The following is a 24,504-nucleotide window of genomic DNA, read 5'->3' on the forward strand; positions in this document are numbered from 1 at the left end:
GCTTGAAAAACCGCCGTAAACGCGCGGGCTGGAACCAAGATTACCTGGAGAAAATCATCCAACGCACCGCGTGAGACATTCAAGCGATTCCCCTGGGGAAAGCCCGGGGAATCATGGCCCGTGGGGACGCGTTACAATGTGATCGAGGGTCACGGCGTGGAGCGGCTGGCAGCGCTGAGCGACGGACTGTTTGAGGGCTATCCCACCGCCGCCAGCGCGGTTCGGGCCGCCGTTTGCCCGCTGATCCACGCGCCCGCCAGCGTGCCGGCGAAGCCGACGTGGCACGCCTCGCCGGCGAACATCAGATGCCCGTCCGACACCGGCTGCGCCAACCTATCCCTGGCCTGGGCTGATCCGGGCACAGCATAGCAGTAGGCTCCGCGCACCCAGGGATCCGCGTCCCAATGGGTGACCAATGAGGTTCCGCCGGCGAACAGCCGGTCTACGCGTCCGCCGAATACCTGGCGCAGATAGGATAGGGCGAAATCCACCGCTGCCGCCTCGCCTTGCCGAGCCAGGTCCCAGGCGACAGATCCGCCGATCCAGCCCTGCACGTAATCGCGTCCCAGCGGCCAGCACTGGAACGGCATCAGCGGGTCACCCGAGCGCGCGATCATGCGGGCCACTGAGCAGTGGCCAGGCAGGTCCAGGCGATCCGGGCTGGTGGCGCGCAGGGCAACCTTCATGGCCAGTCCCATCGGCAGCGCGTGGATTGCCTCGGCAACGCGTGCCGGCAGGACCGGGTCGAATGCCAGGGTGCCGGCGGCGAGCACGCCGGTGGACACCGTGACAATGCAGGCGCCGGCGGTGATCGTGCCGGACGCCGTCTCCAGCGTGACGTGGCCGTTCGGGCCACCCCATCGTACCCGCAGAACCGGCGTGTTCAGGCGTATATCCAGGTCTTGGACCAGCCGTCGCTGCACGAAGGCGCCGACGCCGCCGTCGGGCAGCAGGTTGCTGCCGTTCAGACCGTTGCGACGCCAATCCAGGGCACTGAATTTGTCGGCGTCCACGGCGCAGATAACGGGGCCTTCCCAGGCCTCGATGGTTGCGGCCCAGGGGTCGTCGGGCAGGCGGCGGGCGATTTCGGTCAGGGGGACGTCGCCCCGCGCGGCCAGGATAGCGTCGGTGGCGGCTTCGTATCGGGACCAGGCGTTATCGTAGTCGGTCAGTTCGGCTTCAGTCGCCAGCCGGTCACCGACGAAAGTGCGTTCCTGGCGGATTTCGTCCGACCGCAGCAATTTGTCGCCGGCGGCGCGGGCGATCGGCACCAGGGGATTGTGTTCGGCGTCGTGGAACCAGATGGCGCCCATGTCGAACCAGACGCCGCCCAGCGCAGCGGGATGCGCCGTCCAGGCGCGGCCGCCGACGCGGTTGGATGCCTCCAGCACCACGGCGCGCTTGCCGGCGTCCCGCACCGCAGCCGCGGCACCCAGCCCCGCGAGGCCGGCCCCGATGATCACGACGTCGGTTTCGGTCACGCGGGGCTCCTGTGTGCGGTTATGACTGTATTCCTTGGGCCGAGGCCAAGCGATCTGCGGTGCGGATACCGGCGAAGTCGTGGGGGACCGGGCCAAGCCTCATAGTCGTCAGGATAGGTGGCAGGCGGAGAAATGTTTGGTCGGAACCGCCGCCCTGCATTCGTCATGGCCGGGCTCGTTCCGGCCATCTTCGTACCTGCGGCCGAAGCGCGGATGGCCGGGACACGCCCGGCCATGACGGCGGAAAGGTCCTGGTCGTCAAATCTTTCTCCTCGCCACCCTTATCCTGATGCCTTTGGGGCCAAGCCCGGCCATGACGCGGTTGGCGCGATCCTGGCACGGTTGGTGGCCGCAGGATGGCGCAATCCGGGGTTGGGTGGAAGGCTGGTGGCTCAGGCGACGGCGCGGGCGACTTCCTGCGGCGATTGCAGGACCAGGTGGTCGAAGTCTTTCATCAGGGTCTCGGTGATCCGGTTCGGGGTGAACTGGTGGGGGCCGATTTCGCGGACGGCGGTGACCTCGGCGGCGGTGCCGGCCAGGAAGACCTCGGTGGTTCGGGACAGTTCGGTTGGATTGATCTGCCGCTCGATCACTTTCATCTGATTGCGCTTTGCCAGGGCGATGACCGAGCGGCGGGTGATGCCGTCGAGGAAGCAGTCGGGCACTGGGGTATGCAGGTCGCCGTCGATGACGAAGAAGATGTTCGCGCTAGTGGTTTCCGCCACCAACCCGCGCCAGTCCAGCATCATGGCGTCGGCGTAGCCTTCCTGCTCCGCCTTCAGCTTGGACAGGGAGCCGATCATGTAGAGGCCTGATGCCTTGGCGTGGACGGGGGCGGTTTCCGGCGGCGGGCGGCGCCACTTTGCCTCGCCCATGCGGATGCCCTGCATCCGGTTCGTGCCGAAGTAGCTGGGCCAGGGCCAGGCGCCGATGGCGAGGTGGATGGAGGTTCCGGTCGCGGACACGGCCAGTTGTTCGGAGCCGCGCCAGGCGATGGGGCGGACGTAGCCGTCGGTCAGGTTGTTGGCTTTCAGCACGGCGTTGCAGGCGGCGTCGATTTCGTCCGCCGTCCAGGGGATGTCGAAGTTCATGATGCGGCCGGAGTTGATCAGCCGCTGGGTGTGATCGCGCAGGCGGAAGATGTTACCGGCATAGGCGCGCTCACCCTCGAAGACGGCGCTGGCATAGTGCAGGCCATGCGATAGAACATGCAGCTTCGCATCCCGCCAGGGAACCAGGGAACCGTCCAGCCAAAGCCAGCCGTCTCGGTCGTCGAAAGGAAGTAACGTCATGGCCGCTCGCTCCGTAATTTTGTTGCTCTCAGCCCCATGAACTTAAAACGCAGTCACGTATTAAGTCAACAATACTGACCTATTTCGGAAGCGAATATCAGGCATGCTCAAAGCCAAGGCCCGCGAGTCGAGATTCATCCCGCCGCCCAAACTGCCGCCGCCCACGCCGGTCGTCGATTTGGGGGATGCGGAGATGCGGCTCGCGCAGGATCTGCTGTTCTTCGCCTATCGCGGGTTCACCAATGTCGCCGACAAGGTGCTGGAGGAACCGGGCCTGGGGCGGGCGCATCATCGGGCGTTGCACTTCATCGGCCGCAACCCGGGGATCACGGTGTCCGGGCTGCTGGCGATCCTTCGCATCACCAAGCAGTCGCTGGCGCGAGTGCTGAACGCGTTGGTGGATGAGGGGTATGTGGTGCAGGCGCCGGGTTACGAGGATCGCCGCCTGCGCTTGCTGACGCTGACGGAGAAAGGCCAGGCGCTGGAGGCGCAACTGTTCGACGCCCAGCGCGAGCGGGTCGCCCAGGCCTACCGGACGGCCGGCCCGCAGGCGGTGCAAGGGTTTCGTTCGGTGATGCGCGCCATGATGGACAAGGGCGCGCGTGACTATATGGACGGCACGGGTTCACCGGAAGACGCCTGACAAGGAGAATACCGGACGCAATGCCAAACGAAGCAACGGACGACTGTCACATCCTGGTGGTGGAGGACGATTCCCGATTGCGGGAACGGCTTTCACGCTATTTGTCGGGGGAGGGTTTCCGCGTCACCGCCGCCAGCGACGCCGCCGAGGCTCGGACCCAACTGCGCGCGATCAATCCGGATCTGATGGTGCTGGACGTGATGATGCCGGGCGAAAGTGGCCTGGACCTGACCCAATCGCTGCGCCTGGAGCAAAACCACGTCCTGCCGATCCTGCTGCTGACCGCGCGCGGCGCGCCGGAAGACCGTATCGCCGGGTTCGAGGCCGGGGCCGACGACTACCTGGGCAAGCCGTTCGAGCCGCGCGAACTGGTGCTGCGCATACGGGCATTGCTGCGCCGGGCGCCGCCGTCCGCGGTGGAGGCGCCGACGGGACCGGTGCGCATCGGCGAGGCGGAATTCGACCCGGCGCGCGGCGAACTGCGCGATGCCGATGGCCCGATCCGGCTGACCGGCGGTGAGGCGGCGCTGCTGGCGGCGCTCGCCCGCAAACCCAATGAGGTCCTGTCGCGGGAGGAGATCGCCGAGGCGCTGGGCATGGACGATTCCGGCGAACGCGCGGTCGATGTCCAGGTGGTCCGCCTGCGCCGCAAAATCGAGGCCGATCCGCGCGAGCCGCGCTTTCTGCACACCGTGCGCGGGCGGGGCTATATCCTGAAGCCCGGGGTCTGAGATGCACAGCCGGGTCCAGCTTCCGTTCGGTCGTTCGGTCAAGCGGTTCATGCCGCGGGGCCTGCTGGGCCGTACCCTGCTGATCATGCTGGTGCCACTGATCGTGGTGCAGGCCATTGCGTTGCAACTGTTCTACGGCAATCACCTGAGCATCGTGTCACGCCGCCTGTCCGACGCCATCGCCGGCGAAATCGCCTACACCGTCGAATTGCTGCATCAGACCCATAGTCCCGCCGACCGCGAATGGGTGCTGGAAATGGCGCGCGAAGAGTTTCTCCTGGGGATCAGGCTCGAACCCGGTGCGGTGCTGGAGCGGCGCAAGCAGGCCAATATCCTGGGGCCGATGGACGACGATCTCGCCGCCGCCCTGCGGCAGAAATTCAACGTGCCGTTTACGATGGACTGGACGTCCGATCCCACCCTGGTGCTGATCCGGCTGCAGCTTCCGGACGGCGTGTTGGATGTGCAGGCGCCGCGCAAGCGCCTGGCGATCGGCACGCTGTTCCTGTTCGTCGGCTGGGTGGTTGGTTCGGCACTGCTGCTGTTCGGTATCGCCGCCCTGTTCATGCGCAACCAGGTGCGCGCCATCCGCCGCCTGGCGCGGTCGGCCGAGGCGTTCGGCATGGGCCGCGATGTGCCGATGATCCGGCCGGAGGGTGCGTCCGAGGTGCGTCAGGCCGCCACCGCCTTCAATCGCATGCAGGACCGCATTCGCCGCTTCCTGGCGCAGCGCACCGAGATGTTGGCCGGCGTGTCGCACGACTTGCGCACGCCGTTGACCCGGCTGCGCCTGGCGCTGGCGATGCTGCCGCGCACCGACGAATTGCGGCAGGACGTGACCGAAATGACTGCCGACGTGGAGGAAATGGACCGCATGATCGGCGGGTACCTGGCGTTTGCTCGGGGCGAGGGGATCGAGCAGGCCGAACCGGTCAACCTGTCGTCCATTCTGGATGATGTCGCGGCCGGCGCCCGCCGGGCCGGGACGGTGCTGGATCTGGACGTGCCGGCGGACCTGACGCTGAAGCTGCGTGGCGACGCGGTCCGGCGTGCCATCACCAATCTGGTGGACAATGCGCGCCGGCATGCCAGGCACGTGGCGCTGGGTGCGGTGGCGCAGGGACGATCGGTGTTGGTCACGGTGGACGATGACGGGCCGGGTATCCCGGCCGACAAGCGGGAGAGCGTGTTCCGCCCGTTCGAAAGCGGGTCCTCCGGCGGCACCGGCCTCGGATTGACCATCGCTCGGGACATCGTGCGTGCGCATGGCGGGGAGATCGTGCTGGAGGATAGTCCGATGGGCGGGCTGCGGGCGCGGATACGACTACCGGTGTAATGAATTAGAGGTGCACGCCGCGTTCGAGGATCTCGAGCGTGTATTCGCGGTAGGTCATGCCTAGTTCCTCGGCCCGAGCCAGGCGGCGTAGCGCGATTTCTCTAGGCGGTGTCTTCCAGGCGCGTTTGTGGGCTCGGCGCCAGCACCATGATCGCCATGACGCGGCGCCTGGGTCCTCGGGCGGGTCGGGATCGAGCGGTGGACCGCCGTTATGGCCGATCAGGGCTGTGTCCGGCATGGTTCGTGGTTCCTTGAGCGTAAGGATGGATCATGGCCGGCACACCACCAGGGCATAGTGCGCGTTTGTTGGCCCGGGGGCGGTGAATTGAGTTGGGCCGAACAGCCGGAAACGCAGGCAGTCGCCGGGTTCCAGGTGATGCGTTTTGCCGTCGACGGTCAGGGCGAGGGTGCCGCCGAGCATCCAGATATGTTGTTCCAGGCCTTGTACCGCGGGGGCGGCGTAGTTGATCGTTTTGCCGGCGGGCAGCACGCCTTCCACCAGTTCGGCGTCGAGTCCGGTGGCGGGCGGTGACACCCCGCGCCGGCGGAAACCGGTTTCCGGATCGATCCAGGTGGCCTGGTCGACGGCGCGGACGTGCTGGGGTGCTTCGCCCTCGGTTTCGGCGATCAGGCGCGACATGGTGCGGCCGTAAGCGGTGCAGAGGCGACCGAGCAGACTGGCGGTGGGGCTGGTTTCGCCGCGTTCGAGGCGGGAGAGGGTGGTTCGGCTGACCCCGCTGCGTTCGGCGAGCGTGTCCAGTGACCAGCCGCGTTCGGCCCGAAGGCTGGCGAGGCGGGCGGCCAGGCGGGCATCCAGGTCGGTGGGGGTTGTGCTCGCGATGTCCATATGTGGGATAATATACCGAATACGGGACGCGTCAACGAGCACGTTCTTCGCTCAAGCAGACGCGGGGGGCAGGAGATCGGCAAGGGAAGGGGGTGGGAAGCCGTTTCGGTCTCGAGCCGGCAGGCGGGGTGAACCGGCGGATTACGGCGAGGGTCTTGGGCGTAAACTGACAGACCCGCACGATTGCATCGACCGAGTCCGCGTTTCGTCAACGCGCATTGTCACCGTCGAAGTGCGGTTATGACCTGTCCTCGGCAAGAGCCGTGGTCAACGCGACGAAAGCCTGCTGAATTGGACCGATCTGGTCCTTCAGGTCCTTGTCAGGCGTGACGGGGGCGCCCTGGATCACTTCATTCGACAGGGTAATGCCGGGCATCGTCGGGATGACGCGCATTCCCACCCCTTGGGCGACCTGGGCAAGCTGGGCAGCGCATTTTCCGCCACCATGGCCGCCGTAGCTGATGATCACTAGGGGCTTGCCGCGCCATTCGTTGTAGAGATGGTCGATCGCGTTCTTGAGCGGGGCGGGGTACCCCCAGTTGTATTGCGGCGTCACGAACACGAAGGCGTCCGCGCCAGCGATCTTGGCGCTCCATGCCCGCGTGTGCTCATGGACGTAGCGGCCCAGCGCTGGGATGTCTGGCTCGTCGTCTGTTGGCAATCGCCAGTTCGCCAAGTCCACCAATTCGCACCTTAATCCGGTAGAGACGCGTGCGATCTCGGCGATCCAGGTGGCAAGCGTCGGACAGAGCCGATTGGCGCGGGTGCTGCCCATGATTATGAGGATGATGGGCGATGGGGTCGCCTTGGTGGATTTTCTGTGTATCATGCACATGGTTATAACGCTGTTTCGAGGTGCTGTAAAGCGTGCATGATACACATGATATCGATATGCTGGCGGGCGCGCTTCTGGACCTGCTCGCGGTATTGAACAGCCCGCGGCAGGACGAGGTGCTGTTGCAGGCGGCTGGCGTCACGCTCGACCGGGCACTGTTTCCGCTGCTGGTGCGGATCGGTGCGTCAGGCTCGCTTGGGGTGGTGGACCTCGCGGATCAAAGTGGTCGGGACCATTCGACGATCAGCCGGCAGGTCGCCAAGCTGGAAGCGCTGGGCCTGATTATCCGGCAGGTGGCGGCGCACGATCAACGTGTCCGTGAGGCGTGTATCACGGAGGCGGGGCGACGGATGGTGTCGGCCATTACGAAAGGCCGCCGGCGTCTGTTAGGCGAGCTTCTCCGCGACTGGAGCCGGGAGGACCGCGGCACGCTGGCGCGGCTGAACCGGAGACTGGCGGATGGGATGAAAGCGGCGCGGCGATTGTAGGGTCGTTTCGTTGCTTTACCGTCGTCCCGATGTCCTGGACGCCGTGACTTCGATGGCGAAATATCCCGCTGCCAGTCTGGCGTTCGGAGCCGACACAGATTCGGGCGATACCCGCTTCCCGGACACTTTGCATCAGATGCGGCGCATCTCGAGGTTTTCCGGCCGGAACCGAAGCACGAATCATGGCCCCGGTAGCCCCTGTTATGGCGTGGGCCCGGAACTATGGCATCATCTCCTTCGTAAAAAACGGAGGCCTTTATGCCCGGTGCGCTCGACCACCTTCTCGTCCTCGACCTGACCAGCCATCTATCGGGGCCGTACTGCGCCATGCTGCTGGCCGACCACGGGGCCGAGGTCATCAAGATCGAGCCGCCGAAAGGGGATTCCGCCCGCGGCATGCCGCCGTTCATCAACGGCGAAAGCGCGCCGTTTATGACTTGGAACCGCAACAAACGCTCCGTCGTCATGGATCTGAAGCAGGCGGCTGATAAAGAGGCGCTGCTGAAGCTGATCGACCAGGCGGACATCCTGGTGGAGAACTATCGGCCGGGTGTGCTGGCTCGGTTGGGTTTCGGCTGGCCGGTGCTGCACCAGCGCAACAAGCGGCTGATCCTGGCGTCGATCTCGGGGTTCGGGCAGACCGGGCCGTACAGCTCGCGCGGCGGGTTCGACCTGATCACCCAGGCGATGTCCGGCCTGATGAGCACCAACGGTCCCGCCGACGGCGATCCGTTCCGGTTGCCGATCGCGATCTCCGACGTCACCGCCGGTATGTTCCTGGCGTTTGGCGTGCTGGCGGCGGTGGAGGCTCGGCATCGCACCGGCGAAGGCCAGCATGTGGAGACGTCACTGCTGGAGGCGGCGACTTCGCTCGCGGTGTATGAATCGGCGCATTATTTCGCCACCGGCACGCGCCCCGAACGGCTGGGACAGGCGCATCGTGGCAGCTCGCCATACCAGTGTTTCCAGACCACTGACGGCTACATCACCATCGGCGCGTCACAGCAGAAATTCTTTGCCCAGCTTTGCGAACTGGTGGGTGCGCCTGAGCTTGTGGGTGATCCGCGCTTCGCCAACAACGCCGAACGGGTGAAGCACAACGACGCGCTGGTGGCGCTGCTGGCCGGGAAGTTGCGCACGCAGCCATCTGCCCATTGGCTGGAGGCGTTGGAAAAGCTGGGAATCCCCGCCGGCCCGGTGCTGCACTATGATGAGGTCTACACCGATCCGCAGATATTGGCCCGAGACATGGTGGTGGAAACCAACCATCCAGTCACCGGTCCGTTCCGCACCATGGGCGTTACGGTCAAACTGTCCGCCACACCGGGATCTGTCCGGCGCGCTGCCCCTCGTTTGGGCGAGCATACGCAGGAGGTCCTGAACGAACGAAAGGCAGCCGAATAATGTCCGTCCAATCCGACAAAGCCGAACGGTTCCGTGCCCTGCATGCGGAGACCTTCGTCATCGCCAATGCCTGGGATGCCGGGTCCGCCCGCATTCTGACCGCGCTGGGTTTCAAGGCGCTGGCCACGTCCAGCGGTGCCTGTGCCGGCGTCCTGGGGCGGCGAGACGGGATGGTCACGCGGGATGAGGCGCTGGCGCATTGCAAGGCGGTCGTCGATGCCACCGACCTGCCGGTGTCCGCCGATCTGGAGAAGGGTTTTGGCGATTCGCCTCGTGCTGCCGCCGATACGATTCGTCTGGCCGCCCATATCGGGTTGGTCGGCGCATCGATCGAGGACGCGACTGGCGATTCGGCCCATCCGCTGTTCGACCCGTCGCATGCCCAGGAGCGCATCGCTGCTTCGGTGGAGGCTGCTCGTTCCGTGGCGTTTCCGTTCACCCTGACCGCTCGGGCGGAGAACTATCTGCGTGGCAATCCAGATCTGGACGACACGATCCGGCGATTGCGGTCGTTCGAGGCGGCGGGCGCCGACGTGCTGATGGCGCCCGGGTTGCCCGATCTGGACGCGGTGCGGGCGGTGTGTGCGGCGTTGTCGAAGCCGGTGAACTTCATGGCCGGGATCAAGGGCAAATCCTTCACCGTGGCGGCGCTGGGGCAGGCTGGGGTGAAGCGGGTCAGCCTGGCGACGTCACTGTATCGCGCGGCGATGACCGGGCTGGTGAACGCGGCGAAGGAAGTCTCGGAGAGCGGAACGTTCGGATACCTGGATGATTCGCTGGCCACGCCGGCGTTGAACGCGTTCATGCAGGGTTAGCCGTTCTCGGGGTGGCGGAAGTGTTCGGTCACCTCGGCGACGATGAAACCGAACTTGCTGACGGTGGTGCGGATCATCACGGTGCCGTCGTCGAGGCGGTACATCCATTGGTTCATCGTGACATTCGCCAGCGCGTTGCCGGGGTGACGCGCCAGCACCCATTGCCAATGGAAAATGTTACCGTCCACGTCGCCTCTGGCGGTGCCGACCATGTCGTTGGCCGTCGCCTCGAACCGATCGGGGCCGCTGCGCCATAGCGTCCAATCTCGTTGCTGCGTCGTGCCGTCCTGGAAGGTCAGATGCTGCACCATCAGCAGCCGATCGGTTCCCTGCTTTTGCCCGTGACTGTCGGTCACGACCCACTCCGACGGGGCACCCGAGCGATGTTCGATCACACCCCATGAATGGGTATGACCACTGAAGAAGGCGATCGGGTCGAAGGCCGGTCCCGAACCGACGGCTGGGCTGCGCTTTCCGTGGCAACCGGCGAGCAGGAACACGGCCATGCAGCAGGCAAGCAAAGAGGGGCGCACGTTTCTGTCCTCGGTTAGCAGGGCCGCCTGGTTGGCAGCCTCGATCCTCGATACGAAGGCAGGGCGGGAATAGTTCAGCCCCGGCACGAAATACCGCCGTCACGGCGACGCGGCACGGAGGATGGACAGGAGGAGGAGGGTGGGCGCAAAGTGTGGCCATGCGCTCGGTTCTTGCTTTTGGCTTGTTGATCATCCTCGCCGGCTGTTCGGGTGGTCCGGCGGCTTACGGGATCACCGGACCCGGCACACAGCCAGTGCCGGTTGCACGTAGTGCTGATGAAACGCCGGACACGGCCCCGACCCCGGGGGTATCTACCGTCGGCACGTCGTTCGGACCGAGCAACAACGGACCGACGACGGGGAACAGCGGGTTCTGGGGGTATAATAACTGAGGTGGCGGTGTCGGCGTCCTCTCGAACGCCGATACCTATCGGATCAGGCTGACAGAGCTGTCGGCTCGGTCCTCAGCCGCTTTACCAGCAGCTTGTTCAGCGCGTGGACATAAGCCCGGGCTGACGCCACGATGGTATCCGCGTCGGCGCCTTGGCCATCGACCATCTTGCCGTTTTCTTCCAGCCGCACCGTGGTTTTCGCCTGGGCGTCGGTGCCCTCGGTGACCGCGCCGACCGAGAACAGCACCAAGTTCGCGGTGTGCGGGAAGATCGCCTGGATGGCGGCGAATGTCGCGTCCACCGGGCCGTTGCCCTCCGACGAAGCCGACCGCGTCTTGCCGTCGATTTCCAGTTCCAGTTCGGCGCGCGCCGGTCCCTTCGACCCGGCATGCAGGTCCAGGGAGACGAAGCGGATGCGTTCGTGGTCGCGCATCACCTCGTCATCGACCAGGGCGACGACGTCTTCGTCGAACACCACCTTCTTGCGGTCGGCGAGGTCCTTGAAGCGGCGGAACGCGTCGTTCAACTGGTTGTCGCCGATCTTGTAGCCCAGCGTGTTCAGCTTGTCGCGGAACGCGGCTCGGCCGGAGTGCTTGCCCAGCACCAGGCTGTTCTTGGTCCAGCCGACGCTCTCCGGCGTCATGATCTCGTAGGTGGCGGCCATTTTCAGCACGCCGTCCTGGTGGATGCCGGCTTCGTGCGCGAAGGCGTTGCGCCCGACGATGGCCTTGTTCGGCTGGACGTCGAAGCCGGTGATGGTGGCGAGCAGGCGGGACATCCGCAGCAGATGGGTGGTCTGGATGTTGTTGGCGTAAGGCATCGCATCCTGGCGGGTGCGGATGGCCATCACCAGTTCCTCCAGTGACGCGTTGCCGGCGCGTTCGCCGATGCCGTTGATGGTGGTTTCCACCTGGCGGGCGCCGGCGCGGATGGCGGCGAGGGTGTTGGCGACGCCCATGCCCAGGTCGTTGTGGTTATGGGTGGACAGGATCACGGTCTCGATGCCGGGAACCCGAGCGCGGATCTGCGCATACATCCGTTCCATGTCCTCGGGCAGCGCGTAGCCGACGGTGTCGGGCAGGTTGATGGTGGTGGCACCGGCCTTGATCGCGGCCTCCACACAGCGGGCCAGGAAATCGGGATCGCTGCGGGTGGCATCCTCGGCCGACCATTCGACGTCGTCGGCGTGTTGGCGGGCCAGCTTGATCGAGTCCACTGTCGCCGCGATGACCTCATCGGGTTCCAGCCGCAACTTGTACTTCATGTGCAGGTCGCTGGTGGCGATGACGATGTGGATACGCTTGCGCTTGGCATTGCGCAGGGCGTCCGCCGCTCGCAGCACGTCCTGGGCGCCGGCGCGGGCCAGGCTGGCGATCACCGGCGTGTCGTCGCGCTGGCCGACGCTTTCGGCGATGGCCTTGACGCTCTCGAAGTCACCGGGGGAGGCGATGGCGAACCCGGCCTCCATGACGTCGACGCCCAGTTCGGTCAGGGCTTCGGCCATGCGGATCTTTTCCGTCAGATTCATGGAGAACCCGGGCGATTGCTCGCCGTCGCGCAGGGTGGTGTCGAAGATGATGATGCGGTTGTCGTCCAGCTTGCCGAAGCTGGGATGGTTGATGCTCATTGGGTGGTTCCTCGGGATGGTGATGCGACATTAGCCTCAGGGGTTCCCCTGAGCGAGCCGGCATTCAGCAACCCGGCGCGACGCTCAGGGGCGGCTAAGTCGAAGGAGGAGGAGCAGGCCGGACAGGCACGCGGGACCGGACGCGGGGGCGTCGACAGTCAGGTTCGCAAAGGGCGCGCCGTGGGACATGATGAGATTCATAACCGGGATGGGGGCGGGATGCAACAGGGACAGCGGCTGGGCAGGGCGACCGCACTTGATGCCGCCGCCATGCCGATGGTGTGGTTGCGTGGCCGAAGCGGGACGTCATCAGCCCACATGGCGGGGATTTGGATCGGGGCCCGGGAGTCAGAAGCCGTATGGCCACCGTCCGATGCGGCCGGCGAGGGTCGACTCAATGCATGGGCCAATGCTCGGGCCAATGCACGGAATGCTATCGAATGAAAATTCTTTTTCGTGAGATTCCGTGCGAACGGCATGTGCGCCTGATTGGTTTCCTGTTGGCGCGAAACACGAAACTGCGTGGCCTCGCGGAGGCGGAACAATACGATGTCGACTGGAACGCCCTAAAAGCAGCGCGGCCGGCAAGAACCTCGAGTGGAAAGGTCTTTCAAGCCGCTTGAGCTGACGTCCGGCATATTGCGGGTGGGCTTGGATCGGGGCATTGTGTCGGACTTTCTGTATTGCACGATGGCCTTCGCGTTTCGCCGATCCCGGTGGCGCCGACGAAACGCCGGGTGGCCAATTCATTCGTCACGGGGCATTTGTCAAGGGCATAATTGTTCCCATCTGAAACAATCAGCAACCCCCCGGTGGACAGGCGTCGTTCCGCCCGTCACGCTCGGGGCGCGAACACAGAACCGGATCCAACGATGCTCCCTGACGCCACCCTTCAAGATGCCGAATCGCTTCTCACCGCCTGCCGGTCCAAGGGGATCATGCTGGCCACCGCCGAAAGTTGCACCGGCGGTCTGATTGCCGCGGCGTTGACCGCGATCGCCGGATCCTCGGACGTCGTGGACCGCGGCTTCGTCACCTATTCCAACGAGGCAAAGAACCAGATGATCGGCGTGCCGATGCCGCTGATCGACACCCATGGCGCGGTCAGCGAGGAAGTCGCCCGAGCCATGGCCGAGGGCACGCTGGCTCGATCCCACGCCGCCATCGTGGTATCGGTGACAGGCGTGGCCGGTCCCGGCGGCGGCAGTGTGGAGAAGCCGGTCGGCCTGGTCTGGTTCGGGCTCGCCCAGACCGGGAAGCCATCGACCACCGACCGGCAGGTTTTTCCCGGCGACCGTACGGCGGTGCGCGCTGCCACGGTTGCGCATGCGTTCAAAATGATCCGGGCAGCCCTCTGACCGGGAGGCGCCTGGCTTCCTATCTAGCACCCTAGGAGGACCCCGACATGCAAGCGACGTTGAACGGACACCTGATCGCCGAGAGCGACGATATCGTGGAAAGCGGCGGCTATGCCTATTTTCCGCCCGAGGCGACGCATCTGGAATTGCTTGTGAAGGCGCCAAAAACCGAGTCCGATCATGCCTGCCCGCACGGTGTGCAGTTCTACGATGCGGTGCTGGATGGCACCCGGCACGAACGGGCCGCCTGGTCGTATGAGAGGCCGCAGCCGAAGATGCAGGCGGTCGGCGGCCGGTTCGGCTTCTGGAAAGATGTCAAAGTCGCCTGACCGGGGAACCCGCGGCGGCTTTTGACGTTTGCGTTCGCGTCGTGGCGCGGGACGTGTGCTGCCCGATTCACTCGTTCGCCGGGTGAATGAGCAACCAGGGGAGGACACGGGCATTCGATCCACGGCCGGCAAGCAGGCGCTCAACCCGGAGGCGGCCGTCGATCGGCATACCCTGTCGCTTCGTGGGCTGGACGGCATAAACTTGCTTATGGCCGATGTGCGGGACGGGGTGGGGCCGTTTTTGTCGGTGTTCCTCAAGGCGTCGCGCCACTGGGACCCGGGCGCGATCGGACTGGCCATGGGGGCGTCCTCGATCGCCGCGGCACTCTGTCAGGTCCCGGCCGGGCTGCTTGTGGATGGGACGCACGCGAAGCGGCTGCTGATCGCCGGTTCGGGACTGATGGTGGGCGTGGGCTGCCTGGTGATCGTGGCGGTGCCGCGCTTCTGGGCGGTCATCGCGGCGCAAGCGGTGCTGGGATCGGCGTCGGCTGTGATCCCGCCAGCGATCGCTGCCCTCTCGCTTGGTCTGGTTGGGCGGCGTTTGCTGGATGCGCGGATCAGCCGCAACGAAGGCTTCAACCATGCCGGCAACCTGAGCGCCGCCGTGCTGGCCGGGACCTTGGGGCACTATTTTGGCACAAACTGGATCTTCTATCTGGTCTGCGCCTTCGCCCTGGCGAGCGCGGCGATCGTCGCCCTGATCGACCCGAAAGCGATCGACCACGAGCAGGCGCGCGGCGGCGAGGACCCCAACCACAACGGTGAGCCGATCCGGTTTCGTGAGCTTCTGAGACGGCGGGACCTGATGATCTTCCTGGCGTCGGTGGTGCTGTTCCACTTCGGCAACGCCGCGATGCTGCCGATGGCCGGTCAGGTGCTGGCACAGACACATCCGGGATCGGACACGATCGCCCTGTCGGCTTGCATCATCGCCGCTCAGTTCGTCATGGTCGGCGTTGCCTGGGGTGTCGGGCAGGCCTCGGCGCGCGGGATTGGCCGTAAACCGATCTTCCTGGTCGCGTTGGCCGTGCTGCCGGTCCGGGGTCTTTTGTTCTCCGTCACTGTCAGTCCGTATGCCGTGGTGGGCATCCAGTTGCTCGATGGCGTGGCGGCGGGCATTTTCGGGGTGATTTCGGTGCTGATCGCATCCGATCTGATGCGCGGCACCGGCCGGTTCAACCTGGCACAAGGGCTGATGGCGTTGGCGGTCGGCGTGGGCGCAACGCTCAGCAACGCGACGGCCGGCTTTGTCGTGCAGTGGTTCGGCTATGCCGACGGGTTTCTGTATCTGGCCGCGATCGCGGGCTGCGCACTGGTTTTCTTTGCACTGCTGATGCCGGAGACGAAGGCCACGGCTGATGCCTCACCACGCGCCGAGGTCGCGTGACCGGGGGGCTGATTGCCATGCCCTGGGTGATCTGGGGCATCGCCGCCGTGGCCACCGCCGGGGTGATCGTCCGGCCGTTCGCATGGCCCGAGTTCATTTGGGCCGTCACCGGGGCGGTGCTGCTGGTGGTCCTCGGCCTGCTGTCGCCGGCCGATACGCTGACCGGCGTGGCGAAGGGCACCGATGTCTATCTGTTCCTGACCGGGATGATGCTGCTGGCCGAAATCGCCCGGCAGGAGGGGTTGTTCGACTGGCTGGCGGCGTGGGCGGCGGTGCATGCGAAGGGGTCGGCGACACGGCTGTTCAGCCTGGTATTCGCGGTGGGCACGATCGTGACGGTGTTCCTGTCCAACGACGCGACCGCCGTGGTGCTGACGCCCGCCGTCGCCGCGGTGGCCCGGGCGGCGAAGGTGAAGGAGGCGTTGCCCTACCTGCTGGTCTGCGCCTTCATCGCCAACGCCGCGAGCTTCGTACTGCCGATCTCCAATCCGGCGAACCTGGTGATCTACGGCAGTCACATGCCAAGGCTGTTGCTGTGGCTACCGGCCTATGCGTTGCCGTCGGCGCTGTCGATTGCGTCGACCTATCTGGTTCTGCGCTGGAGTCAGCGTGGGCATTTGCGCCATCCGGTGGCGACCCAGATCGCGGTGCCGGTGCTGACTCCGGATGGGAAACTGGCGGCGTTGGGCATCCTGGCCACGTCCATCGTGCTGCTGGTGTCGTCGGCGTTCGATGTGCAACTCGGCCTGCCCACGTTCCTGGCTGGCGCAGCGACGGCCATGCTGGTGCTGACCCGATCCGCGCTCGGGCCGATGGCGGTGCTGAAAAACATCCCCTGGGGCGTGCTGCCGTTGGTCGCCGGGCTGTTCGTGCTGGTGGAGGCGCTGGAAACCACCGGTGTCACCAACGATCTGGCCGTGCTGCTGGATCAGTTGGTGCGGCGGTCGGCGGCGGAGGCGGCCTGGGTGTCGGGCGTGGTGCTGGCTGTCGGTGTCAACCTGGTGAATAACCTGCCCGCCGGATTGGTGGCGGGGCGTGTGGTGGCGCTGGCCAAAGTCCCCGAACACGTGCGCGCCGCGGTGCTGATCGGGGTCGATCTGGGGCCGAATTTGTCTGTGACGGGATCGCTGGCGACGATCCTGTGGCTGACGGCGCTGCGACGGGAGGGCGTGCGGGTCACCGCATGGCGGTTCTTGGCCCTGGGGGCACTGGTCATGCCGCCGGCGTTGGTGCTGGCGCTCGCCGGGGCCTTCGCGTTTGGTTAGAGCGCTTACAAGCTGACTGTGAACAGTCAGCGCGCTCTAACTCTTTGTTTGATCGCGTGATTCACGCCCTGTTGGCGTTCCGCCCAGGGCGACCACGCTTTAGCATCCGATCGCAGAGAAGCGTGAGTCGCGACGAGACCACGATTCGCTGCGTGAATCGGATACGTCGGTGCGGCTGGTCTCATATTGGCCGATTTGCGCCGCGGCCGGGTGCATGAGACCATGCCGATCCGCTCCGCTTCAGCATCGAGGGTGTCCGCGATGGTCTATTACACCAAAGTCCTTCAAGCGGATGAAACCGTGCGGTACGTTGGTGGACTGCATTGGACGATCTACCGGAACGCAATCCTGCTGGCTGTGGTGGCGGTCGCGGCGCTGACCGCCTGTCTCAGCGTGTCGGGCGATTGGCAACTCATCGTTCTGGCCGTTGCCGGGCTGTTTCTGTTGCTGGCCGGGGTGTCGTTCCTGGGGGCGTGGTTTGTTCGGATTACCACGGAAATCGTGGTGACCGACAGGCGGATCATCCACAAGGTCGGTTGGATTGCGCGCCGGACCGAGGAGATGAACATCACCAAGGTCGAAACCGTCGATGTCAGCCAGGGGATCGGTGGCCGGATTTTCAACTATGGGACGGTTGCCATCAGGGGCATCGGCGGCGGCTGGGAACCGTTGCGCCGGGTCGGCTCGCCGCTGGAATTACGCAACGCCATTGTCGTCGGGTAGGGCGTTTTTGGGGTGATTCACGCCTTCCGGCCGTTGGCCTCGGGCGAGCCCGGCTCCAGAAAACACGCATCGCCATAGGAGTGGAATCGGTAGCCGGCTTCCACCGCATGCGAGTAGGCGGCGAGGATCCGTTCCCGTCCGGAAAGTGCCGAGACCAGCATCAGCAGGGTGGAGCGGGGCAGGTGGAAGTTCGTCACCAGCCGATCCACTGCCTTGAACCGGTAGCCGGGCAGGATGTACAGCGCGGTCTCGCCCAGGAATGGCCGTACGGTCCCGTCGGGTTGTGCGGCACTTTCCAGCAGGCGCAGGCTGGTGGTTCCGACGGCGATCACCCGGCCGCCGTTTCGCCTCGCCTGGTTGATCGTTTCGGCGGTCTCTGGGGTGATTTCGCCGCGTTCGGCATGCATCCGGTGGTCGGTCACCCGGTCCACCCGCACCGGCAGGAACGTGCCGATCCCGACATGCAGCGTGACGGTGACGCGCTTGACGCCGGCGGCTTCCACGTCCGCCAGCAGGGCAGGGGTGAAATGCAGGCCTGCGGTTGGTGCGGCCACGGCGCCCTGACGTCGGGCGAACACCGTCTGGTAGTCGATGGCGTCGGCCGGGGTCGGCCCGTCCGGCCGGTGGATATAGGGCGGCAGGGCCAGCACGCCGGCCTGCTCGAACGCCTGCATCAAGGGCTCGCCGTCGAGGTTGAATTCCAGGCCGATGCTGCCGTCGGGGTCCTTGTCGGCAACCCGGGCGGTCAGCACGGGAGAGCCTTCGATCGCCAACATGTCGCCGGTGCGCAGGCGGCGGCCGTTGCGGGCGAGGGCCTTCCAAACGCCGTCGGCCCGTGGCCGGTCGAGGGTGAGGCCGATCCGGGCGTTCCCGCGCGTGGCCTGGAGTTGCGCCGGGAAGACCCGGGTGTCGTTTGCCACCAGGATGTCGCCGGGGTGCAGCAGGGAGGGCAGGTCGCGGATCGTCAGGTCGGTCAGGCCGTCCGAGCGGATGTGCAGCATGCGGGCGGCGTCGCGGGGCCGAACGGGCTCGTGGGCGATGCGGCTGGGGGGAAGATGATAGTCGAAGTCGGCCAGGGTCAGGTCCGAGATGGTGTTGGCCGTCATAGAATTGGAACCGCAAATGAACGCAGATGAATGCAAATAATGCCAGGCCGTGCTGGCATCGACATGGTTACCTCGTGTTGGCCCGGCGTCGATCCGGGCCATGCAATCGAACACTCCACTGCCTTGGAAGGCTTGCCTATAACGACCCGGAAGGGGGCGGGAGTCAGTCCAGGAAAGCCGGCAACGTTCGACTGTCTTCTATTTGCGTTCATCCGCGTTCATCTGCGGTTCCAGATGTCTTCCATCGATCGCACGTCACCGCGGCTGATACGACGAAATCTCGACCAAGTTGCCGTCGGGATCGCGACAGTACACCGACTGAATCGGGCCGAGGGCGCCGGCTTTCTCCACCGGTCCTTGCAGGATCTGCACGCCGTTGTCGTGCAGGTGGCCGACGACCTCATCCGGGGGGACCGCCGTGATGAAACACAGATCGGCGGCGCCCGGCTCGGCGCAGACGCCGGTCGGCCACGATCTGACATCGGCGTCGATCGGGCGCAGGTTGATCTTCTGGCCGCCGAATTTCAGCGCGGTGCGGTGTTGCGGGCCGAAATCCTCCCGCTCCATCCCCAGCACGCGCTGATACCAGGCGGCGCTGAGTTCCACGTTCGTGACGTTCAGCACGACGTGGTCGATCCGGTCGATGGTGAAGCGCATTATCCCAACCCGTCGTAGAAATCGTTGCCCTTGTCGTCCATGACGATAAAGGCGGGGAAGTCCTCGACCTCGATCCGCCAGATCGCTTCCATGCCGAGTTCGGGGAACTCCAGCACCTCGACCTTGCGGATGCAGTCCTGCGCCAGCCGAGCGGCGGGGCCTCCGACGCTGCCGAGGTAGAAGCCGCCATGCGCCTTGCAGGCGTCCTTGACGGCCTTGGAGCGGTTGCCTTTGGCCAGCATCACCAGCGAGCCGCCGGCGGCCTGGAATTCGGCGACGTAGCTGTCCATGCGGCCGGCAGTGGTGGGGCCGAAGCTGCCGGTCGCCATGCCGGTGGGGGTTTTCGCCGGCCCGGCATAGTAGACCGGGTGGTTCTTCAGGTAGTCGGGCAACGGCAGGCCGTTATCCAGCCGTTCCTTCAGTTTGGCGTGGGCGATGTCGCGCGCGACGACCATCGTACCGGTCAGCGCCAGGCGGGTCTTGACCGGATAGCGGGTCAACTCCGCCCTGATCTCGGTCATCGGCCGGTTCAGGTCGATCGCCACCGTATCGTCGCCGAGATGATCTTCGGTCGCCTCCGGCAGATACTTCGCCGGATCGGTTTCCAGTTGTTCCAGGAACACCCCTTGCGGCGTGATCTTGGCCTTGATCTGGCGGTCGGCGCTGCAGGAGACGCCGATGCCGACGGGCAGCGAGGCGCCGTGGCGGGCGAGACGGACGACGCGGACGTCGTGACAGAAGTATTTACCGCCGAACTGGGCACCGATGCCGATATTTCGGGAGATCTCGAGGACCTGCTTTTCCAGTTCCACGTCGCGGAAGGCGTGGCCGGATTTGTCACCTTTGGTGGGCAGGCCGTCGAGCCATTTCGTCGATGCCAGCTTCACCGTTTTCAGCGTCAGTTCCGCGGAGGTGCCGCCGATGACGATCGCCAGATGGTACGGCGGGCAGGCGGAGGTGCCCAGCGTCTTCATCTTCGTTTCGAGAAACTTCGCCAGCGACGCGGGGGACAAAATCGCTCGGGTTTCCTGGAACAGGAAGGTCTTGTTAGCGCTGCCGCCACCCTTGGCGACGAACATCAGGTGGAACTCGTCGGCGTGGTGCTCGCCCGGGGCGGCCATGATGTCGAACTGCACCGGCAGGTTGTTGCCGGTGTTGACTTCCTCATACATCGACAGCGGCGCCATCTGCGAGTAGCGCAGATTCGTTTCTGTATAGGTGCGATGCACGCCCCAGGACAGGGCCTCTTCCTCGTCGCCGTCGACCCAGACGCGCTGGCCCTTCTTGCCGAACACGATGGCGGTGCCGGTGTCCTGGCACATCGGCAGCACGCCGCCGGCGGCGATGTTGGCGTTCTTCAGCAGGTCCAGCGCGACGAACCGGTCGTTCGAACTGGCCTCCGGATCGTCCAGGATGGCGCGCAGCGAGGCCAGATGGGCAGGACGCAGCAGATGCGAGACATCGTGGAAGGCGCGGACGGCGAGTTCGCTCAGCGCCTCGGGGGCGACGCGCAGGACGGTTTTGCCCTCGACGGTGATGGTGCGCACGCCCTCGATCGGCAGCTTGCGCCAGGGGGTGGTGTCCGCTTCGAGCGGAAACATCGGGGAATAGAGGAAATTGGCTGGCCGCTGCGTCGGGGACTCCACGGAACTATCCTTTCAGCCTTGGTGTTCGGGCAGGTGGTGCACGTAAGGGCAAAGCCGCCTCGGACGATCGTGCGTTCAGGGTTGGCGACGGCGGAAAGCGTCGAGGCTGACCACTTGGGCCGGTTCGGCGTCCTTGGCGGCGGGCGGGTCCGGCTCCGCTTCCGGGGCGGGCGGCGGTGGTTCGGCGGCGGGGGGGGCTTCGGCGGGTTGAAAGCGCAGTCCGTAGCGGATGTGCGGATCGGCGAATTCGACCACCGCGTCCAACGGGATAATCAGCTTGGACGGCACGCCACCGAACGACAGCCCGACCTGGATCGTCTTGCTATCCCGATCGAAGCCGAGGTCCCAGAACTGGTGCTGCAGGACGATGGTCATCTCTTTCGGATACTGCGCCCGGATGCGCTGCGGGATGTCCACGCCGGGATGATCGGTGCGGAATGTGATGTAGAAATGGTGGCCGCCGGGCAGGCCCTGCACCGCCACGTGCTCGATCGCCTGCGCCACGACATGGCGCAGCGCCTGCTCGATCCATGTTTCATAGGGCAGCAGACTGTCGGGCCGCTGCTGCTGATCGTCTTCCATCCGAACCCTCGCGCCTTTCGGCGCCACCCATAGCGCGTACCTGGCGGGCGGCAAAGGGGCTTGCGCGCGGGACACGGGTTGGTGTCGCGCTGATCCCGGTTGGGCGTGGGATTTCAGTTTTCCGGGTCACCCGATTGTCCTTGCGGTCGGGTGGGATGCGGATTGGGTCATGGGTTGCGACGGTTCACGTCCCAGCATCGCATTCAACACGGAGGTCGCTGGGGCCTCTGAGGTCGCGGAGACGCTGCCTTCTGGCTGTCACGGCGCGCCCAAGGGGCACCGGTGTTCTCCCCGTGGCGGGCGTATAACCGCTCGGGTGTGATGGCCTGCGCCGGTTGGCGGAAGGGCGCTGACACCATTGGGTTGTGGGTCGTGGGGGGCACGCCGGCGTGATTGAGATCTCTCCGCGACCTCTGAGCGCTTGGTGATCTCCGCGTTGAAGCGGGGCGTGGAGCAAACGCGATCGGTTGGTGTGCGGATTGGACCTTACGTCGCGGCAGTGCCCGGTTCCGGCACCGCATTCCGAGGTCATGGAGAAGTAGCATGGCGTTGATTGTCATCGCGGGTTCCAATGGGCCGCTGATGCTCTCCCCGCGGCGGAGTACAGCCGCGTGACGGCGATGAGCGTGCTATTCTCGGCTGATCGTGGTATCGATGGAAGCTTCGGGACTCCTGGTGGTTGTCCCTTCGTTCCCGACCGGATCGGCTGGTTGCGATGGCATGCGCCGGCCGGTGGAAGGGCGTGGACACGACTCGTTGGTGGCTGGTCTGATGAGGTGATTCCTGTTGTTGCCCTGGGATTTTTGAGCGTTCCGATGTCGCGCATCCGCCTCCTGTCCGAGAGCACCGTCAATCGCATCGCTGCCGGCGAAGTGATCGAGCGGCCGGCCGCCGCGACCAAGGAACTGGTGGAGAACGCACTGGACGCCGGGGCGACGCGGATCGTCGTCTGCCTCGATGGCGGCGGCATCGACCGGCTGGAGGTCACCGACAACGGCATCGGCATGTCCGCCGAGGAACTCGAGCTCTGTGTGCTGCGACACGCCACCTCCAAGCTGACCGACGAGACCCTGGTGCGGATCACCACGCTGGGCTTCCGCGGCGAGGCGCTGCCCTCTATCGGCGCGGCGGCGCGGTTGTCGATCACCTCGCGGCCGGGTGCGGCGGACCATGCCTGCGCGATCACGGTGGAAGGCGGGCACGTCTCGGCCGTCGCCCCATCCAGCGGTTCGACCGGAACGCGGGTCGTCGTGCGGGATTTGTTCTTCGCGACGCCGGCGCGGCGGAAATTCCTGAAAAGCCCGCGAATCGAAGGGGACCATGCCGAGGCGGTGGTCCGCCGGCTGGCGCTGTCGGCCCCCGGCGTGGCGTTCCGGTTGGAGCTGGACGGCCGGGTAGTCTTCGAGGCCCCCGCGCAGCCGCGTATCGAACGGGTGGCGGCGCTGCTGGGGCGGGATGAGGCCTCGGTGATGCTGCCGATCGACGAAGAACGGGGCGGGCTGCGGATCAGCGGCTATATTTGTTCGCCGGCGGTGACGCGGGCGACTCCGGTGGCGCAGACGTTGGTGGTCAACAACCGGCCGGTGGCCGATCCGGTGTTGCGGACGGCGGTGAAAGTCGCCTATCGCGACGTGATTGCCGCCGGGCGGCATGCGATCGTGGCGCTGTATCTGGATGTGCCGCCGGACGATCTGGATGTGAACGTGCATCCGGCCAAGACCGAGTTGCGGTTCCGCGACGCGGGTGCCGTGCGGTCGTTGGTGATCGGGTCGGTGCGGCGGGCCCTGGGGGTCGGGACCGGGCAGGTGGTGCCGATGCCGTCCGGGGCGGCGTCGTGGGGGCGCCCGGTTCGGCCGTCGTATCCGGCGCCCCCGCTGTCCTTGAGTTCGGGGTCCTTGAGTCCGGGCGGGGTGCCGCGCGGCAATCTGGCCGAGGCGCAGCTTCCGTTCATGAGCGGACCGGCGGCTCGGCAGATCGCGGCGGTCGAACCGTCTCCCGATTATCCGTTGGGGGCGCCGGTCGCTCAGGTGCTGGATACGTATATCATCGCGGTGGCGTCCGATGGGTCGCTGGTCCTGGTGGATCAGCATGCCGCGCATGAGCGGCTGACGCATGAGGCGATCCGCGAGCAGGTGCTGGACGGCGTGGTGCGCAGCCAGCCGTTGCTGCTGCCGGCCGTGGTCGATCTGCCGCCGGCCGATGTGGCTCGTCTGGTGGCTCGGGCGACGGATTTGGCCGGGCTGGGACTGGAACTGGAGGAATTCGGCGCGGGGGCGATCCTGGTACGGGCGCTGCCGGCGGTGCTGGGGGCGAGCGAGCCCGGGCCGTTATTGCGCGACCTGGCCGATGAGTTCGCCGACATGGATGAGGAGACGGTGTTGTCGGCCCGGCTGGATGCGGTGATCGCCCGGATGGCGTGCCATGGCAGTATCCGGGCCGGGCGGAAGCTGGGGCAGGCGGAGATGAGCGCGCTGCTGCGGCAGATGGAGGCGACTCCGCGGGCGGCGACATGCAGTCATGGGCGGCCGACGGTGTTGAAGTTGTCGAAGATGGATATCGAGAAGATGTTCGGGCGGCGGTGAGGTTGGTTGGCGGTGTTGCCGGGTTCGGTTTGAGGGTGGTCAACGGGGAGAGGTTGTTGTTCCTTTTTCCTTGGTAGACGCAAATGTGGTGCCTGATGATCGAGGCTGGCGGGCTCGCCGCGGTCGGGCGATTGGGGGGCGAATCATTGCTGTTGGGTGTGCCGGTAGAGAGTAAAGTAATCAAGCGCACACAGAGTTGCACCGAGTCTGCACAGAGTTTCACAGAGAAGGTTGTGTTGCGAAGGTTATGTTGCGTCCGGTCTTCCGAAGAGGGCCGCGCGGGGTGTAATACCGGTAGACGTAGTCGTTGACCCCTCGGCACCGCCGTGAAACCTCTTGGCACGCGGGACGGTACAGACCGGCTACATTGGTAACACTTTAGACCGGGCACATGGGTAACACTCTGGATTTTGGTCTGGAGGAGCGAGCCATGGGGTGGGCGGTG

The 24,504-nt window shown here is 65.6% G+C and carries 23 protein-coding genes; 12 read left to right on the forward strand and 11 right to left on the reverse strand.

Annotation, left to right across the window (positions count from 1 at the left end):
* Nucleotides 1-197 precede the first annotated feature (197 nt).
* Both GSQ89_RS00100 and GSQ89_RS00105 read right to left on the reverse strand, forming a co-directional pair.
* Nucleotides 198-1,481, reverse strand: coding sequence for an NAD(P)/FAD-dependent oxidoreductase (locus tag GSQ89_RS00100; protein ID WP_158920687.1), 1,284 nt, complete (start codon nt 1,479-1,481; stop codon nt 198-200).
* A gap of 392 nt (nt 1,482-1,873) precedes the next feature.
* A complete protein-coding gene (locus GSQ89_RS00105; RefSeq protein ID WP_158920690.1) occupies nt 1,874-2,773 on the reverse strand; it encodes a branched-chain amino acid aminotransferase in 900 nt (299 codons plus the stop codon).
* A gap of 193 nt (nt 2,774-2,966) precedes the next feature.
* Here GSQ89_RS00105 and GSQ89_RS00110 point away from each other — a divergent pair, with 193 nt between their 5' ends.
* From GSQ89_RS00110 to GSQ89_RS00120, 3 genes are read left to right on the forward strand one after another with little or no spacing between them, the layout of a single operon-like run.
* Entirely contained in the window at nt 2,967-3,416 is a 450-nt protein-coding gene (locus GSQ89_RS00110) for a MarR family winged helix-turn-helix transcriptional regulator (RefSeq protein ID WP_254073014.1), read from the forward strand.
* Nucleotides 3,417-3,436: 20 nt separating this feature from the next.
* Nucleotides 3,437-4,147 carry a response regulator gene (locus GSQ89_RS00115; RefSeq protein WP_158920696.1) on the forward strand — a complete coding sequence of 237 codons (711 nt, stop codon included), beginning with the start codon at nt 3,437-3,439 and terminating at the stop codon, nt 4,145-4,147.
* A gap of 1 nt (nt 4,148) precedes the next feature.
* Nucleotides 4,149-5,483 (forward strand): ATP-binding protein, encoded by a 1,335-nt coding sequence (locus tag GSQ89_RS00120; RefSeq protein WP_158920699.1) that lies wholly within the window; start codon nt 4,149-4,151, stop codon nt 5,481-5,483.
* Nucleotides 5,484-5,487: 4 nt separating this feature from the next.
* Here the strand turns inward: GSQ89_RS00120 and GSQ89_RS00125 are convergent, their stop codons facing one another.
* The 3 genes from GSQ89_RS00125 to GSQ89_RS00135 form a co-directional block, all read right to left on the reverse strand.
* Nucleotides 5,488-5,721, reverse strand: coding sequence for a hypothetical protein (locus GSQ89_RS00125; protein ID WP_158920702.1), 234 nt, complete (start codon nt 5,719-5,721; stop codon nt 5,488-5,490).
* A gap of 30 nt (nt 5,722-5,751) precedes the next feature.
* A complete protein-coding gene (locus GSQ89_RS00130) occupies nt 5,752-6,330 on the reverse strand; it encodes an XRE family transcriptional regulator (RefSeq protein ID WP_158920705.1) in 579 nt (192 codons plus the stop codon).
* Between the two features lie 238 nt (nt 6,331-6,568).
* Nucleotides 6,569-7,105, reverse strand: coding sequence for an NADPH-dependent FMN reductase (locus tag GSQ89_RS00135; protein ID WP_254073012.1), 537 nt, complete (start codon nt 7,103-7,105; stop codon nt 6,569-6,571).
* Between the two features lie 92 nt (nt 7,106-7,197).
* Between GSQ89_RS00135 and GSQ89_RS00140 the strand changes: the two genes are divergently transcribed.
* The 3 genes from GSQ89_RS00140 to GSQ89_RS00150 all read left to right on the forward strand — a co-directional run bounded on the left by GSQ89_RS00140 (nt 7,198) and on the right by GSQ89_RS00150 (nt 9,872).
* The gene (locus tag GSQ89_RS00140) at nt 7,198-7,653 is read left to right on the forward strand and encodes a MarR family winged helix-turn-helix transcriptional regulator (protein ID WP_158920708.1); all 456 of its coding nucleotides are present in this window, start codon (nt 7,198-7,200) and stop codon (nt 7,651-7,653) included.
* Nucleotides 7,654-7,911: 258 nt separating this feature from the next.
* The gene (locus GSQ89_RS00145) at nt 7,912-9,057 is read left to right on the forward strand and encodes a CaiB/BaiF CoA-transferase family protein (protein WP_158920710.1); all 1,146 of its coding nucleotides are present in this window, start codon (nt 7,912-7,914) and stop codon (nt 9,055-9,057) included.
* Complete coding sequence (locus GSQ89_RS00150) at nt 9,057-9,872, forward strand: isocitrate lyase/phosphoenolpyruvate mutase family protein (protein ID WP_158920712.1); 816 nt, start codon at nt 9,057-9,059, stop codon at nt 9,870-9,872. Before GSQ89_RS00145 ends, GSQ89_RS00150 begins: the two co-directional genes overlap by 1 nt.
* Here the strand turns inward: GSQ89_RS00150 and GSQ89_RS00155 are convergent.
* Together GSQ89_RS00155 and GSQ89_RS00160 are read right to left on the reverse strand one after the other, a co-directional pair.
* On the reverse strand, nt 9,869-10,405 hold the full coding sequence (locus GSQ89_RS00155; protein ID WP_158920715.1) for a DUF3833 family protein: 537 nt from the start codon (nt 10,403-10,405) through the stop codon (nt 9,869-9,871). The two genes, GSQ89_RS00150 and GSQ89_RS00155, sit on opposite strands and share 4 nt — an antisense overlap.
* Nucleotides 10,406-10,840: 435 nt before the next feature.
* Nucleotides 10,841-12,424 (reverse strand): 2-isopropylmalate synthase, encoded by a 1,584-nt coding sequence (locus tag GSQ89_RS00160; RefSeq protein WP_158920718.1) that lies wholly within the window; start codon nt 12,422-12,424, stop codon nt 10,841-10,843.
* 872 nt (nt 12,425-13,296) lie between these two features.
* Here GSQ89_RS00160 and GSQ89_RS00165 point away from each other — a divergent pair.
* The 5 genes from GSQ89_RS00165 (at nt 13,297) to GSQ89_RS00185 (ending at nt 17,486) form a co-directional block, all read left to right on the forward strand.
* Nucleotides 13,297-13,782 carry a CinA family protein gene (locus GSQ89_RS00165; RefSeq protein ID WP_158920735.1) on the forward strand — a complete coding sequence of 162 codons (486 nt, stop codon included), beginning with the start codon at nt 13,297-13,299 and terminating at the stop codon, nt 13,780-13,782.
* A 47-nt stretch (nt 13,783-13,829) separates the two neighbouring features.
* On the forward strand, nt 13,830-14,111 hold the full coding sequence (locus GSQ89_RS00170; RefSeq protein WP_158920738.1) for a DUF427 domain-containing protein: 282 nt from the start codon (nt 13,830-13,832) through the stop codon (nt 14,109-14,111).
* Nucleotides 14,112-14,166: 55 nt separating this feature from the next.
* On the forward strand, nt 14,167-15,498 hold the full coding sequence (locus GSQ89_RS00175) for an MFS transporter (RefSeq protein WP_216855941.1): 1,332 nt from the start codon (nt 14,167-14,169) through the stop codon (nt 15,496-15,498).
* Nucleotides 15,495-16,763 carry an arsenic transporter gene (locus GSQ89_RS00180; RefSeq protein ID WP_254073013.1) on the forward strand — a complete coding sequence of 423 codons (1,269 nt, stop codon included), beginning with the start codon at nt 15,495-15,497 and terminating at the stop codon, nt 16,761-16,763. The genes GSQ89_RS00175 and GSQ89_RS00180 overlap by 4 nt, the downstream gene beginning before the upstream one ends.
* A 261-nt stretch (nt 16,764-17,024) precedes the next feature.
* Nucleotides 17,025-17,486, forward strand: coding sequence for a PH domain-containing protein (locus GSQ89_RS00185; protein WP_158920755.1), 462 nt, complete (start codon nt 17,025-17,027; stop codon nt 17,484-17,486).
* A 17-nt stretch (nt 17,487-17,503) separates the two neighbouring features.
* Here the strand turns inward: GSQ89_RS00185 and queA are convergent, their stop codons facing one another.
* From queA to GSQ89_RS00205, 4 genes are all read right to left on the reverse strand, one after another.
* Entirely contained in the window at nt 17,504-18,577 is a 1,074-nt protein-coding gene (queA, locus tag GSQ89_RS00190; RefSeq protein ID WP_158920774.1) for a tRNA preQ1(34) S-adenosylmethionine ribosyltransferase-isomerase QueA, read from the reverse strand.
* A gap of 270 nt (nt 18,578-18,847) precedes the next feature.
* Complete coding sequence (locus GSQ89_RS00195; RefSeq protein ID WP_158920758.1) at nt 18,848-19,249, reverse strand: VOC family protein; 402 nt, start codon at nt 19,247-19,249, stop codon at nt 18,848-18,850.
* Nucleotides 19,249-20,850 carry a fumarate hydratase gene (locus GSQ89_RS00200; protein WP_158920777.1) on the reverse strand — a complete coding sequence of 534 codons (1,602 nt, stop codon included), beginning with the start codon at nt 20,848-20,850 and terminating at the stop codon, nt 19,249-19,251. The genes GSQ89_RS00195 and GSQ89_RS00200 overlap by 1 nt, the downstream gene beginning before the upstream one ends.
* 120 nt (nt 20,851-20,970) lie before the next feature.
* Nucleotides 20,971-21,477 carry an SspB family protein gene (locus GSQ89_RS00205; RefSeq protein ID WP_158920761.1) on the reverse strand — a complete coding sequence of 169 codons (507 nt, stop codon included), beginning with the start codon at nt 21,475-21,477 and terminating at the stop codon, nt 20,971-20,973.
* Between the two features lie 815 nt (nt 21,478-22,292).
* Between GSQ89_RS00205 and mutL the strand changes: the two genes are divergently transcribed.
* A complete protein-coding gene (mutL, locus tag GSQ89_RS00210; RefSeq protein ID WP_158920763.1) occupies nt 22,293-24,059 on the forward strand; it encodes a DNA mismatch repair endonuclease MutL in 1,767 nt (588 codons plus the stop codon).
* The last annotated feature ends 445 nt before the right edge of the window (nt 24,060-24,504 follow it).

Origin of the sequence: Acidisphaera sp. S103 (assembly GCF_009765975.1) — a bacterium.
GTDB lineage: Bacteria > Pseudomonadota > Alphaproteobacteria > Acetobacterales > Acetobacteraceae > Rhodopila.